General features: G+C 56.7%; 11 protein-coding genes. 1 reads left to right on the top strand and 10 read right to left on the bottom strand.

All coding sequences use genetic code 11. The annotated features are described in order from the left end of the window. Positions 1-48: 48 nt before the first annotated feature. The 3 genes from VGH19_13535 to VGH19_13525 form a co-directional block, all read right to left on the bottom strand. Complete coding sequence (locus tag VGH19_13535; protein ID HEY1172384.1) at positions 49-1650, bottom strand: SLC13 family permease; 1602 nt, start codon at positions 1648-1650, stop codon at positions 49-51. Between the two features lie 295 nt (positions 1651-1945). Continuing rightward, the gene (locus VGH19_13530) at positions 1946-2500 is read right to left on the bottom strand and encodes a hypothetical protein (protein ID HEY1172383.1); all 555 of its coding nucleotides are present in this window, start codon (positions 2498-2500) and stop codon (positions 1946-1948) included. A 50-nt stretch (positions 2501-2550) separates the two neighbouring features. Next, entirely contained in the window at positions 2551-5136 is a 2586-nt protein-coding gene (locus VGH19_13525) for a heavy metal translocating P-type ATPase (protein HEY1172382.1), read from the bottom strand. A gap of 166 nt (positions 5137-5302) precedes the next feature. On the opposite strand from VGH19_13525, the gene VGH19_13520 reads away from it, so the two are divergent. Beyond that, entirely contained in the window at positions 5303-5668 is a 366-nt protein-coding gene (locus VGH19_13520) for a hypothetical protein (GenBank protein ID HEY1172381.1), read from the top strand. A gap of 90 nt (positions 5669-5758) precedes the next feature. Here the strand turns inward: VGH19_13520 and VGH19_13515 are convergent, their stop codons facing one another. The 7 genes from VGH19_13515 to VGH19_13485 form a co-directional block, all read right to left on the bottom strand. After that, entirely contained in the window at positions 5759-6307 is a 549-nt protein-coding gene (locus VGH19_13515; GenBank protein HEY1172380.1) for a DUF6714 family protein, read from the bottom strand. Between the two features lie 33 nt (positions 6308-6340). Next, positions 6341-6913: a tRNA isopentenyl-2-thiomethyl-A-37 hydroxylase MiaE gene (gene miaE / locus VGH19_13510; protein HEY1172379.1), complete on the bottom strand. Its 573-nt coding sequence runs from the start codon at positions 6911-6913 to the stop codon at positions 6341-6343. A gap of 143 nt (positions 6914-7056) precedes the next feature. Further along, on the bottom strand, positions 7057-8976 hold the full coding sequence (locus tag VGH19_13505) for a transglutaminaseTgpA domain-containing protein (GenBank protein HEY1172378.1): 1920 nt from the start codon (positions 8974-8976) through the stop codon (positions 7057-7059). Then, on the bottom strand, positions 8973-10082 hold the full coding sequence (locus VGH19_13500; protein HEY1172377.1) for a DUF58 domain-containing protein: 1110 nt from the start codon (positions 10080-10082) through the stop codon (positions 8973-8975). The genes VGH19_13505 and VGH19_13500 overlap by 4 nt, the downstream gene beginning before the upstream one ends. 10 nt (positions 10083-10092) lie before the next feature. Next, positions 10093-11037 (bottom strand): MoxR family ATPase, encoded by a 945-nt coding sequence (locus VGH19_13495; GenBank protein ID HEY1172376.1) that lies wholly within the window; start codon positions 11035-11037, stop codon positions 10093-10095. Between the two features lie 543 nt (positions 11038-11580). Beyond that, positions 11581-12435, bottom strand: coding sequence for a fumarylacetoacetate hydrolase family protein (locus tag VGH19_13490; protein HEY1172375.1), 855 nt, complete (start codon positions 12433-12435; stop codon positions 11581-11583). A gap of 211 nt (positions 12436-12646) precedes the next feature. Further along, positions 12647-12958 (bottom strand): PQQ-binding-like beta-propeller repeat protein, encoded by a 312-nt coding sequence (locus VGH19_13485; GenBank protein ID HEY1172374.1) that lies wholly within the window; start codon positions 12956-12958, stop codon positions 12647-12649. Positions 12959-13616: the final 658 nt, after the last annotated feature.

Raw genomic sequence — 13616 nt, 5'->3', positions numbered from 1 at the left:
AATGCCCTCGGAGCAAATCCGAAAGCACTCTATTGCCGGGAATTCGCCTTATTTCAGGACTGTCAGAGTCGCCGTAGGCAGAGTGCCCAACCCTTTTAAAGGCATGACCTTGGACATGACCAGGCACATAAGCAGACCGATCACAGCGCAGGCGGTCAACATCACCGTCCAGCTCTTCAAAGTCTCCTTCTCCGTCAGGCCGCCCAGCTTGCTCACCACCCAGAATCCGGAGTCATTCATCCACGAACAGGCAAACGCACCAAAGCCGATGCTCAAGAAGATATACATGACGCTGTAAGGCAGCTCCACCGCACCCGCCGCCGCCGGATCGATCATAGGGAAGATCATCGCCGAGGTCGTCAACATGGCGACCGTGGCCGACCCTTGGGCGATACGGATGACGATGGCCACCAACCAGGAAAGCAGGATCAGATTCACATCTTTGCCTTCGGCCATGGCTTTGATGGCATCACCTACACCGGCGTTCTTGAGCATCAGGCCGAACGCGCCGCCAGCACTGGTGATGAGGATGATGACGCCGGCGGTCTCCAAAGGTTTGCCGATGAGGTCGGCGATCTTGCTGAATGTGTACCCCTTCTGCTTCGCCAGCACGTAGATGGAAAGGGCCGCTCCCACCAGCAATGCGATGTTCTTGTTTCCCAAAAATTCGAAGACCGCAAAGAAGGAAAGGAAACTTTCCTTGCTACCAAAAAGTTCGACCACGGATTTGGCCCAATGGAAATCGGTCGTACCCGCCAGCTTCAACTGGTTGTAGGTGCGCCAGGCCACGTCCAGAAAGGAGCCGAATGTGATGAGGACGATGGGCAAGATGATGGGCAGAAGGGAGATGGTGAAGCCAGGCAACTGGCTCTCCGGTTTGTTCACGATGCTTTTGAGATCTTTCAGATCCACTCCCGGCACTTCGCGGACAGGGATGGTGATGCGGGAATTCAGCCACTTGGCCACGAAGTATCCGCCGATGGCCGGGATGAGACCCATTGTCACACCGCCCACGATGGAGATGCCCACATCCACCTTGAGATTGTCCACCATCGCCAGCGGCCCGGGATGCGGCACTGTCAGCGAATGCGTGATGACACCACCCGCACAAACCGCCAGAACATAGAGGAGATAGTCTTTACCAGTACGCAAAGCCAGCGCCATGGCCAGCGGCGCCATGAGCATGAACATGGTATCGAAGAAAATCGGGATGGAGAGGAAGTAAGTGGCCACCAGCAAAGCAAATCCTGCCCGTTTTTCCCCAAAGAAAGCAAGGAACCGGCGCACCACCTTGTCTGCCGCGCCACTGTCCATCAGGCACATGCTGATGATGGAGGCCAGGCCGATGACGATACCGATAGCCCCGGCGGTCTTGCCGAACTCCTCGGTCACCAACTCTACCGCCCGCAAATAGTGGCTCTTCAAGGCCACGCCTTCAGCCACCGGGATATCGGAGACACGGGGACGGCCGCCCGGAAGTTTCTCCGCCAGCACACCAGCGAGCAAAGCCGCAAGGATGAGCGCGAGGAAAGCATGGATGCGGCAGACCGAAATCAGGACGATGACCGAGGCCACGCTGAGCACGAGCACGACAAAAGGCCAGGTGGAACCGTCACCTGCCGCCGCAAAGATAGGCGTAAAAAAGTCCATGTGCAGAAAATGTGTGTCGGTATCCCGCCAGAAATCCGCGGGGGGGTCAAGGCTGCGGGCGGGTTATTCCGGAGATAATCACGGGCCGAGTCGAAACGCGGATGCAAAACCTCGTTTGTAAAGGACTGACTGCCTAGTTTTATCGCTTCAACCGTGCTTCAAATTCCTTACCTTTGACATCCAAATTGCAGAGACGGAAAGCGGGTATGTCCATACCGCATCCATTACTAATATACGTTGACCTGCAAGCCCTACCACATCCTTCTCACTCTCCCAAACAAACGGAACAAAACGGTCAGCGCTGGATTATATCCAGATCTGGTGATGTCCTGTCAGCTTCATTCGTGGGCTGGTGACCTTGATGCGCAACGTTTGTGTGCGGTGCAAGATTGTTTGTCATATCGTCTTCGTGCAAAGCGTGCCATGCCTCATAGCTCAATCCATATTTCAGCTTCCATATACCATCGATCTGTTTGGCATAGACGCGCTCAACAAATACCAGATCGCCTGTGTTTGTTTTGCCGTAGATCTCAATCCAGTAGTTACCGGCTTTGCCTCGGCCAGCAGGCCCGATCTTGAACTCTGAATATTTCGCATACTTGGCGCACCAAGTCTCAAAACTGCCTTCCCAGGCAGCTATGTTGATCAAGTCCTTTTCCGCGAAGAATATCTTGGCTTGAGAAAAGTCTCCCTTCTGTGCCGGAACTAGGAAGTTTTGGATCACATGCGCAGGTTTCTGCCAGCTCTTGTCAAACGGTATCCACCGGGCCCAAAAGAAAAGTAGCGCAATAGCAGCGACAATGAACAGAACGCCTTTACCAAGTTTTTGAACAGCCTTTCGGACATTCATGGGATTGCGGTTGCTCCTCCTCTAGCAAATGATTGTTTATGCAATCATACTCAAGCCTTCCTCCGGCGCAAGCGCAGCGCATTGCCGATCACCACCACATCGGACAATCCCATTGCCGCTGCACACAGCAACGGACTGAGAAAACCCAAGGCCGCCAGCGGAATCGCCGCCGCGTTGTAGAAAAATGCCCAGAACAGGTTTTGCTTGATCGTGCGCAAGGTCGCCTGCGCCAGCCCGATGGCCTCCGGGATCGCCTGAATATCTGATTTGAGCAGGATGATATCTGCTGCCTCGCGCGCCACGTCGCTAGCCCGCGCAACAGCAATACCCAAGTCCGCCTGCTCCAAAGCAGGTGCGTCATTGATGCCATCCCCTACAAAGGCCACGCGCTCTCCCTTGGCTTGAAGCTGTTTCACCAGCTCCGCCTTTTGCTCAGGGCGCACTTCGGCGAAGACGTTTTGAGTATCTATGCCTGCTTCTCGCGCCAGCGCTTCCGCCGTCGTCTTGGCATCACCCGTAAGCAGATACACGCTCTGCGTATTACCGAGCTTGGTCTGCAATGTCTCGATGACTTCGCGGGCCTTTGGCTTCAGCACATCACGTAGGGCGAGCACGCCGACGAGTTTTGTTCCTTCGACGATGCCGAGGACAGAAGCTCCTTCGCCCATCCACTTATCACTGAAAGCCTGTGCCCGTGAAAGATCCACGCCGGTCTCTTGCAACCAACGGAGCGAGCCTAGCCGCAAGGTCTCAGTGGAATGCTGTGCCAGCTTCGCTTCAATGCCCTTGCCGCGCAGTTCCGTCCAGTTCTGCGGAGTGGTAGAGCGTGTGAAATTTTGTGATAAAACATTCGTCGCCGTAGCAGTCGCGCGTTTCGAAATATTTGGTAACGGTTGAAACGCCTGGACGTTGCTGCGGCTCGGAGAGCCGCGCTCCACTGATAGGGGCTGCGCCGCTTTGCCAAAGGCGGCCACGATGGCAAGGCTGAGCGGATGATTGGACGGCGAGGCCAGCGCAGAGGCCAATTCTTTCAACATCGTCTTCTGAGAATCTGCTGAACGCAGATCTTCACTGGCCACCACGGAGGGTTTGCCTTCGGTCAATGTCCCCGTCTTATCAAAGATGACGGCCGTGATCGTCCCGGATTTTTCCAAGGCCGCACCATCGCGAATCAGGATACCACGCTGCGCCGCCGCATTCGTTCCGGCCATGATGGCTGCGGGTGTGGCGAGACCCATCGCACAGGGACACGCGATGATCAGCACGGCCGCCGCATGCAGCACTGCGGCAGCGATCGCGGTATCCGGCAGATGAATCGGCCACAACCAGCTTGCAAGGCCTTGACTGAATGCGGTGGCCGAAGCAAAGGCCAATCCCCACCAAGCCGCCGCCAGCAGCGCGATACATACAACCACCGGCACAAAGATGCTGCTGACGCGATCGCCCAGTTTCTGGATTTCCGCGCGACTATTCTGCGCCCGCTCCACCACGGCGATGATCTGCGCGAGCGCCGTCGCGCTACCCGTCTTTGTCACGCGCATGAGCAACTGACCGTTCTCGACCAGCGTGCCTGTGAACAATGTGCTGCCTGTCTGTTTGTCCACCGGCAACGATTCTCCCGTGAGCATGGATTCGTTCACCGCCGAACCGCCCTCGATCACTTCGCCATCTACTGGCACACGGTCACCTGGACGCAGTCGCACGCGATCGCCCGGTTGCAATTGCGCGACATCTACAGCCGTTTCTTTGCCATCCTTGCCCACGCGTAGGGCGGTAGACGGCGCCAGATTCACCAAAGCTTTCAGCGAACTTGCCGCGCGTTCGCTCATCATGGCTTCCAACCAATGCCCAACGCTTACCAGTGTGATGATGCCCGCTGACTCCATGAAGTAGAGATGACCGTGCCAGCCCGCGAGCAAACCCCACAGGCTATACACAAACGCCGTCGTGGAGCCGAGCGCCACCAGCGTGTCCATGTTCGACTTGCCCTGCTTGAGCTGGTTCCACGCGCCGCGATAGAACCGCGCACCGCAAAAAATCTGCACGGGTAGAGCCAGCGCAAAGGCGAACCAGTGAAACCACTTGGTCATACCCAGCCCAAGCACCCATTCACAAATCATCAGGATGACCGTGATGGCACCGCCCAACATCACATTAAATTTCCAGCCATCGAGATGACTCTTCTTCACCGGAACTGAGGCGCTCGACGTTTCCGCGAGCTTTGCCTCATAACCCGCCTTCTGAATCGCTTGCACCACCGCACTGAAATCTTTTTTCGCGTCCGTCTGCCAATCCACCTTCACGCGGCCACTGCTCAGATCCACGCTCGTATTCGCCACACCCGGCACCGTTTGCACCGCTTTTGTGACATGCCCCACACAGCTCTGGCAATCCATCCCCGAGACGATGATCGCCGCATCCTTTTTCACCAGACTCGGTTCATAACCCGCGCCCTGGACTGCTTTAAGCAGGCTTTGCGGCGCAGGTTCCGCATTCTCTGCCCAATCAACTGTCGCCCGGGAACTTGCAAGGTCCACCTTCGCCGCTTCCACGCCGGGCACAGCACGCAGAGCCTGCCCCACCGTTTGTGCGCAGTGGTTGCACGTCATACCGCCGATGTTCAGTTCTGTTCTCATATCACCCAAGCAGACGCATCTGCCGGAGCCGCATTACACCCGGTTGCAGTCCTGTCTCATACTGGCTTGGGAAAGGCATTTTCGCAACGGCCAGAAAAAATAATACGTACACGTGATAATTTGTTGAATGAAAGGAAAGTGACCACCGTCAGAAAGAGCGTTGGTTATGAAAGGCAAAACACACACAGTCAAGAATGACGCGGTCGAGAGGCTTGTAGCGGAGTTCGCCCCGGAAGTGAAGTTCGAGGTGCGCCCGAATGCGGCACGCACGGAGCAGCAGCTCGTCATCGAGCGTCTGGAGCATTTGAAGATGAAGCTCGTCGCCGAGTGGATGCGCAAGACGCGCAACCCCGAAAAGTTCGGCCTCATCAGCTGGGCCGCGAGTGAAGCCGTATCCCTCGCCTGGATGAGCGGCGCACCGTTGTTGATGCTGCCCGAGTTGCTCGATGAGAAGGTGAACGAGGCATTGCTGCGTCATGCGCGGCAAAAGCTCATCCGCGCGCGGAGCGAGCAGTGGTTCCTGGCGGCGTAAGCGGATGATGCATACCCACAAGCCAAAAGTAACAAGCAATGGAGATAACCAGGCGCACGCTGAGGCTCGCCTGCTTATCTCGGCTGCCTGTTATTCACTGCCCAGCTTGGCTTTGAGAAGTTGATAAGCCGCTCCGTAATCTTCCCACAATTCGAGCTTCCGTGCTTTCCTTAGTTCGTCGTCATCCCAATCCTCCGCGTCGAAATGGTTCCACCAGTCGGCATGATAGTCATCCTTCACCTTCTCAAATAGAACTTCCAAGAAGCGTACCGTCACGGCTGTTTGTTTTCGGGTGAACAGCTCGAATAGATTCAGCTCAAAACATCGTTCACCGAATGCCCACATCGGCCATATATGATTCGGCCGGTTAGAAGACAAAGTTCGTAACATCCGACTCATGTACGCTGGCAAATAAAATTGAAATCCTTGAGGGCATAGCCAGTAAAATATGTCCTGATAGTAATCCAGGTCTTCGTCAGGTACATCCTCCCAGTCATAATAGTGCTCATCCAGCTTTTGCAGCTTTTTCCAATCGTAGTCGTGGTCGTCTGCGCCTCTCGCCACCCGCAAAGTAGTTTGCGGTTTTGGCACACCTGAAAAGGCTTCGCCGATCTCTTTGATTAGCGCATCGTTGGTCATGTTCGGAGCAAACCATCGAAGCAATCTAATGCCTCAATGCAACATCGCCAATGGATTCGGTTCACGGATCAGCTTGGCATCCAGATCGAGGAAGAAATCCAATCGCTCATCGGCTTCCTTCTCGTTGATCTCGCGAGCCATGAGCCAATACGTGGCGTAATGGTTGCCTTCGGATTCCACCAAGCTCGCATAAAACGTCGCGAGTTCTGGATCAATCGGCTTCAACCGCTCGGCTAGGATCTGAAACTTTTCGCAGCTCCGCCCTTCAATGAGTGAGCACACGATGAGGTGATCGATGACCTGAAAGCGCGCACCGGGCCGCATATTTGTCATCAATCCACGGATCCACGGGCTCGGGAACGGCTGACCGAACGGGATGCCGCGTCGTTTTAAGATTTGCAGCACGAGTTCGAAATGTTGCAGCTCCTCGATGGCGATGGCGTTCAGTTCATGCACTTTCGGGAACAGCTCGCGATACTTCTCCAGCGTCAATGACGTCGTCGCGGCCTTGCGCTCCAAGTGCGCGTGGTCGATCAATACCGCCGGCAGATCACTGATGATCTTCTCAAACCAGCCATCCAAAATCTTTGCCCGAAACAACAACATGCGGAGAATGTGATAAGCGAATCACAGAGAAATGCAACCCGTTGGGTAATGCCCAATGACGAAATCCGAATGACCAAGGAATGAGCAATGACAAATGAGGACATCCGGTCATTGGAAATTGGACATTCCTTCGTCATTCAGGCTTAGGCATTCGTCATTTTCTTCAATCTTTCCAGCGCACCCTCCACTTCCTTCTCCTCCCTCTCCGTCTCAGCACCGCCATAGCGTAAGGCGCAGAAATGATTCGTGATCAGCTCTGCTTCGGATAACGCCGGGGCGATGCCTTGCTTCAACGTCATCAGAAATTCATAAGGCGTCTGCTGCGGCGCACGCGTAAAGCCGCGTTTCTCAAACGCCGCCAGCATACGGCCATACTGATTGGCCGCATGCGCCAGTCGCTGCTGTTGTTTCTTTGCTGCGACTGCTTCCGGATTCACACTGCGGCGTCGCCACAATGCGATGGCCATCAGCACCACCAGCACGAGTGTCAGCCATTCTGCGCGCTCATGCATCCAGCCCAGCGCGTGCCCGACAGATTCCGTGCCCACCCGCATCAGCTCACGCTGGCTCGGTCCGTCGAAATTCACCACGTACACATTCCACACGAAATCCGCCTTCTCCATCCACGCTTCCGGGTCCCAGATGGAGCGTTGTATCGTGCTGCGCGGCGTAGCATCGAACTGCGCCCAGCCCGTTCCGGGAAACCATGCTTCCGTCCATGCATGGGCATCCTTGAACCGGACCGGACGCCAGCCTGTCACCACATTCTGCTGGTCTGCGACGTAGCCTACCACCACACGGCTGGGGATTCCCTGCATCCGCAAGAGCAACGCGAGGGATGATGCGTAACGCTCACAATGTCCTTCTTTCGTTTCCAACAAGAACTCTTCCAGGGAATTTAACCGGCTCAGACGAGGTGCGCCGATGCGATAGGTGAAGTTCTCCTGAAAATGCTTCTCGAGCTTGCGTGCCCGTGCCAAAGGTTCCGTCACATTGCCGATGACGTTTGTGACCCATTGCTGCACTGCGGGGGAAGGGTCCGGGTGTTGCGTCAGGGCTTTGATTTCTTGCGGGAAAAGTGATTTGCGCGCAAAGGTCGTATCCGTCGAATACTCGTAGACCGCGTTCGCCTTTTGCCAGGTGGAGATGGCCCAGAGCATCTCATGCGAATCCTGGACCGGTTGGCTGAAGAAATTTCCTGATATAGCCGTGACATGACCATCCGCAGGCAGTGAACGGCCCAGATGTGCCACATTCTTCACCCGGACGGAGCGGTTCTTGTGCCCCTTTCTTTGGCCGGGCGGAACGAGGTTCAACGTATACGCGGCACGACGCGGATTTCCATTCCACACTCCGTTCGTATACTCCGTCATGGCGATGGCCCGGAGATAACCAAGATTGTCACCTTGGATCTCAAAGATGACACGGCCCGATTGCGCCGCGCCGCCGCCCGTCGGATCCAGCATGGAATCCATCAGGCTGCTCTGACTGCCGCCGATAGTCGGCACACCGCCTGAACCCAACAACCCGCGCGGGAACAGCATGAACACCAGCACCGCACAAAGCAGCAAGACGGCGAATTGTGCCCACGCAAATCTTGGCCGGGCCGTGGCCGTAGTCGTTGTCGGTTTGAAATCAGTTCCTGCCAGTTCGCGCAATGTGGCAGGAATCAGCCAGACGGCTCCTAATAAAATGACCACGAAACGAAAATCGATCACCACGGTGCAACCCACACCCAGATGCAGGAACGCCGCCACCAGGGAAAACCGTTTGTCACGCGCGCTCAGTGGTCGCAGCAATCGCACGGCCTGCACCAAGGTGATGCCGTGGCCCAGTGCGAAGTGCGTGCTTTGCCCAAATGCCTTCGCGAGAAAATAGCCGCCGATCGCCCCCGTCAGCAACGCGATGCCCTCGAATGACTGCGGGATGTTCACCGGCCGGCGCGGCCAGTTCACACACGCCAGCCAGAGCGCGATGTTCGCGAGCACGAGCCCATAACCATCCCACGTCAGCCCCTGACAAAGGAAGCCGAGCAAGATCATGAGATTCAACGCGCTTTTCATCCCACCACCTCCCGCGCGTTATACCGCAGGATATTCACCCCGCGGCCCAGATTCTCAATGGCCCCCTCCGGCAGATACACCGTCACGCTGCGACCCTGCGCGGCCAAACTCTCCAGCGCTTCTTCCACTGAGGCATTCACCTGCGTCAGCACAAAACTCAACGCGCTCCGCCGGGAGACGTGTCCCACCGCTTCGCCGATGCGTTTGCCATCCGGCTCGCTCACCAGCGGTTCCACCCGCGCCAGCATGTCCAATATCTCCTGCCCATCCGTGAATGGCGGGAACAGCTCCGGCATCTGCGTGGCCAGGTTCACCCACTCGACATGATGCCCCGCATCCAACGCCGCAAACATCAGCGAACCCGCCGCGCGCAGGCAATCATCCAGGACCACACTGTCCGCTACGCCCACTGCATCCGTGATGATCGCCACGCGACCAGACAGTTCCTCCTCAAACGTCTTCACCATCAGCCCGCGCCCCTTGGAACTGCTCTTCCAGTGGATCTGCTTCAAAGGATCGCCTGCATGGAATGGGCGCAAGCCCGCGAAATGTGTGCCCGCTGCTGAACGCTTCTGCCCGTGAAATTTTCCACCCACCACCGCATCAAATCCCGCCGCCTTCGGACACGGTGCGGGATAGATCGCTGGATACACCACGACTTCACCTTTGGCCACCACTTGCCGCGCGCTCTTCACCAAGCCGAAGGGAAACGTGGAAACGAGCTTGAGTTCGCTGAAGCGATACACACCGCGCCGCAGGAATTGCCGCGTGGGCACGATGTTCGCTTGGGTCTTTCCGTTCAAAGCGCCCACTTGCAGCAGCGTCTCGCCCTGGCTCTCGATGGTGAGTTGCCCTACATCGCGCTTGCTCCGGTTCTCCACGCGCCACGGCTGGCTGAGCGATTGTCCCTCCGCGATGGATGTGCTCGCCGGTGGCTCCACCTGCACCTGCCGTACCGAACGGCGCGAGCCGAAGATATTCAACACCAGACACCCACCGATGATCCCCACCGGCAGCAACAGGAAGGCCGACTGCGACGTGAGCGACGCCAGATACAGCGCCACCGCGATGCCCGCCAGCAAGAAACCTGTCCGTGTCACACGCATCGTAGCTTCCTCACAGCGGCACCGTGACCGAGTCGATGAGGTGATCCATCACACTGCGGGCATTCACACTCACATTGCGCGTGCCCTTCTTCGTGATGAGGCGGTGCGGCAGCACGAGCCGTGCGGCCTGTTTGATGTCATCAGGCAGCACGTAATCACGCCCCGCCTTCAGCGCAATGGCTTGCGCGAAGCTCTGAATATCCAGACTGCCACGCGGACTCGCGCCGTGCTCCAGCGATTCATCCTTCCTCGTGGCATGCACGATGTCCACGATGTAGCCGAGCAACGATTCCTCCACGCGGATGGCGCGGCACTGGTGTTGCAACCGCAGCAGCGTCTCGCAGTCCATGACCGCCTGCACATTCTCCAGCGGATCATGCTCCTTCTGTTCGCGCAGCATCTTCGTCTCCGATTCCCGGCTCATGTAGCCGATGCTCAGCCGCACCATGAAGCGGTCCATCTGCGCGAACGGCAGCGGATAGGTCCCCTCCAGCTCCACCGGATTCTGCGTCGCCATCACGAAGAACGGCGCCGCCAGCCGGTGCACCTCGCCATCCACCGTCACACTATGCTCCTCCATCGCTTCCAGCAGACTGGACTGCGTGCGCGGCGTGGCGCGATTGATCTCATCGCCCAAAAGAATGTTCGTGAAGATCGGCCCTGGCCGGAACGAAAACCCATGCGTCTCCTGGGAGTAAACCGTCACGCCGCTGATGTCCGAGGGCAACAGATCCGCCGTGAACTGGATGCGCTTGAAATCCGCCGAGAGCGACCGCGCGATGGCCTTGGCCAACAGTGTCTTGCCCACGCCCGGCACATCTTCCAGCAGCACATGCCCGCCCGCGATGAGCGCCAGCACCGCGTGCGCGATCGTCTCATCCTTCCCGATGAACGCCTGTGAGATATTGCTGATCAATCCTTGGATCGCTGTCGCTGGACTTTGCCGGTCACTCATAGCCGTAGCTTCGTCGCACTTGGCTTTTGGCTCAAGGGAAAGTGAGCGCGATGTATCATTTGAAAACGGCTGGTTTACAACTGCTTGTCCGGTGGTTGTCGGAGAGGAGGATTTTCTGGGCCCTTTAGACTGTCATGGACTTTAGAGTGTGGATAACTAAGAGACGCATCCAAATGTTCTCCCTCTCCCCTCAACGGCTGAGCATTACCCACAAGTCTATAAAGTCTGGAATGATCAGACTGAGGACAGGGAGAGTTGGTTTTTACGAAGGCCGGTTCCATTTGAGAGGTCGGCGGTGAAGGCCAAAGTTAGGGCAAAGCGGCAGCTTTGCCCCACCTTAATAAGGGAGTTCCCGCTGGTTGGAGGAGAGGTAACATCTCACCCTCTCCTCGCGTTTCTGGCCGAAATAGTTCATGACAGGCGCTAAAAAAAGCGGCTTACAGGCCGCTGCTATCATTGCAGGTGGAGTATCTTGCCTCGCTAACGCAAGAGAAGATGTCCGCTGGACACCCAGCGGACATCGATGAGAGCTTTTCAATCAGGTCACTGTGCAGCGACAGCAATCTGCTTCTGTTCGCCGAGGCCTTCGATGCCGAGTTCTACAACGTCACCGGCTTTCAGGAAGACGGGGGGCTTGAAGCCGAGGCCGACTCCGGGAGGTGTGCCGGTGCTGATGATATCACCGGGGAGCAGGGTCATGAACTGGCTGATGTAGCTGACGAGCTTGGCGGTCTGGAAAACCATCTGGCGCGTGTTGCTGTTTTGGATGAGCTTGCCGTTCACTTTCAGCCACATGTTGAGATTGGCGGGGTCTTTGATCTCGTCTTTCGTGGCGAGCCAGGGGCCGACGGGGGCGAAGGTGTCGGCGCTCTTGCCTTTCACCCATTGGCCACCGCGTTCGAGCTGCCATTCGCGTTCGCTGTAGTCGTTATGCAGAGCGTAACCGGCCACGTAGTTGAGGGCATCGGCCTCGCTGACGTAGCTGGCGCGTTTGCCGATGACGATGGCAAATTCCACTTCCCAATCCGTCTTCACGGAGCCGCGCGGGATGGTGACGCCATCGTATGGCCCAGTGTAAGCGGTGGTGGCCTTGAAGAAGAGCACGGGTTCCTTCGGGATCTCCATGCCGGATTCTTTGGCGTGATCCGCGTAGTTCAAGCCCACACAGACGATCTTGCTGGGGCGTTGGAGCGGTGCGCCGAGGCGTGCGCCAGCGGGAATGGCGGGAGCGGTGGCGGCGTTCTTCTCTGCCCAGGCGGCGAGGCGGGCGAGGCCGTCATTGGCCAAGAAAGTTTCGTTGTAGTCTTCGCCAAAAGCGGAGGCATCAATACGGCGGCCATCAGCCAAAATCAGACCGGGCTTTTCGCGACCGGGTTCACCAAAGCGGATAAGTTTCATGTGTAGGAAAAGAAAGGGGGCGGCGGGAGTTTATGCAAGTCTGGAAGCGGGGAAAAGGTATGAGGTATGAATTATGATTTATGAAACGGGACTGCGGCGTGGTCAGGAGATAGGCAATCGCGACCTCATGGCGACGGCTACGGTGGGCGTGCTGGGAGCTGGCGTTGCTTAGGGATGTTGCTGCGGATTGAGACAATCCGCGCTCCACTGGTTAGGAATTCTGTCGCTGCACCTTTTGCACGAATTGGACGGAGACGCCTTCCATGGCGAGGGAGATGTCGTTGTGGCCGAGGCCGCTGAGGGAATTGTGCCAGAGGATCTTGCCGGTTTCGGCATGGAGGCCATAGAGGTGTCCAGCCACTCCGGCGTAGATGACGTTTTCGCGGATGAGAACGGAGACATCCTGATAGCTGGTGGAGGAAAGAAAACCACCGGTATCCAGCGAGGTCTGCCAGAGCATTTCACCGGTGGCAGGATGGATGGCGGCGACGTAGCCGTTGGTGCCGATGATAAGAGAATTCATGATGATGTGCTGATGGAGGGTTTCATGCTTGCCTTGTATCGCAACCAGTCTGCCGGTGAGGATGAAACTTGGAAAGGGGGAAGCAGAGATTTCGGAAATCGAGCAGAGGAAAATTGTTCTGATTCAAGATTATGCAGGGCCAAAAATGCGAGTTACGTAAGTTGCGCTTTGTGGATGTTCTTGAGTGGGAAAAGGTTGGGATTTGATTGCAAATTTTAGCGAAAAGTGGTGGTTTTCTTGAGGGCTTTCGGTGATAGTGTCAGTGCTGACAACTCGTTGTCGGTAAAGGACGGGGTAAGGCTCGGTCTCAGGTTTCTGCTCTGAAGTTTCAGGTCAGGAAGGGAAAGGGCGAAAAATCCCAGGTCATCACGCATAGCGATGCGATTTATTGCGTAGTTATGTCCTGCGTTGGCGGGGAGGTGACGAGTCCTTATGGAGCCGTAGAAAGGGACGAAGGAAGAGGTGCGAAGTGCGAAAACACTGGCACCCCTCATCCTCAATCCTTCTCCCCTCCGAGGTGTATGGACTGGGTACAAGGTGGACAGGTGTGCGGGGACATGGTGGACACATGGGAGAGGTATGGGAGTGTGTCGTAATTATGCCATGGCCTGTGAAAGACCTGATGAGTGTACGACTTGAGTTCGTGAGTTTAGCCCGC

It is taken from the genome of Verrucomicrobiia bacterium, from assembly GCA_036405135.1.
In the GTDB taxonomy this organism is placed as follows: domain Bacteria; phylum Verrucomicrobiota; class Verrucomicrobiia; order Limisphaerales; family JAEYXS01; genus JAEYXS01.
Note: the sequence above shows the minus strand (reverse complement) of the source record. Positions and strands in the feature narration are given on the sequence as shown.

Excerpts from the sequence above, each read along its gene's own strand:
- VGH19_13505 (HEY1172378.1), bottom strand. The coding sequence starts at position 8,976 with ATGAAAAGCGCGTTGAATCTCATGATCTTGCTCGGCTTCCTTTGTCAG.
- VGH19_13490 (HEY1172375.1), bottom strand. The coding sequence starts at position 12,435 with ATGAAACTTATCCGCTTTGGTGAACCCGGTCGCGAAAAGCCCGGTCTG.
- VGH19_13520 (HEY1172381.1), top strand. The coding sequence starts at position 5,303 with ATGAAAGGCAAAACACACACAGTCAAGAATGACGCGGTCGAGAGGCTT.
- VGH19_13495 (HEY1172376.1), bottom strand. The coding sequence starts at position 11,037 with ATGAGTGACCGGCAAAGTCCAGCGACAGCGATCCAAGGATTGATCAGC.
- VGH19_13500 (HEY1172377.1), bottom strand. The coding sequence starts at position 10,082 with ATGCGTGTGACACGGACAGGTTTCTTGCTGGCGGGCATCGCGGTGGCG.
- VGH19_13515 (HEY1172380.1), bottom strand. The coding sequence starts at position 6,307 with ATGACCAACGATGCGCTAATCAAAGAGATCGGCGAAGCCTTTTCAGGT.
- miaE (HEY1172379.1), bottom strand. The coding sequence starts at position 6,913 with ATGTTGTTGTTTCGGGCAAAGATTTTGGATGGCTGGTTTGAGAAGATC.
- VGH19_13530 (HEY1172383.1), bottom strand. The coding sequence starts at position 2,500 with ATGAATGTCCGAAAGGCTGTTCAAAAACTTGGTAAAGGCGTTCTGTTC.
- VGH19_13485 (HEY1172374.1), bottom strand. The coding sequence starts at position 12,958 with ATGAATTCTCTTATCATCGGCACCAACGGCTACGTCGCCGCCATCCAT.
- VGH19_13535 (HEY1172384.1), bottom strand. The coding sequence starts at position 1,650 with ATGGACTTTTTTACGCCTATCTTTGCGGCGGCAGGTGACGGTTCCACC.
- VGH19_13525 (HEY1172382.1), bottom strand. The coding sequence starts at position 5,136 with ATGAGAACAGAACTGAACATCGGCGGTATGACGTGCAACCACTGCGCA.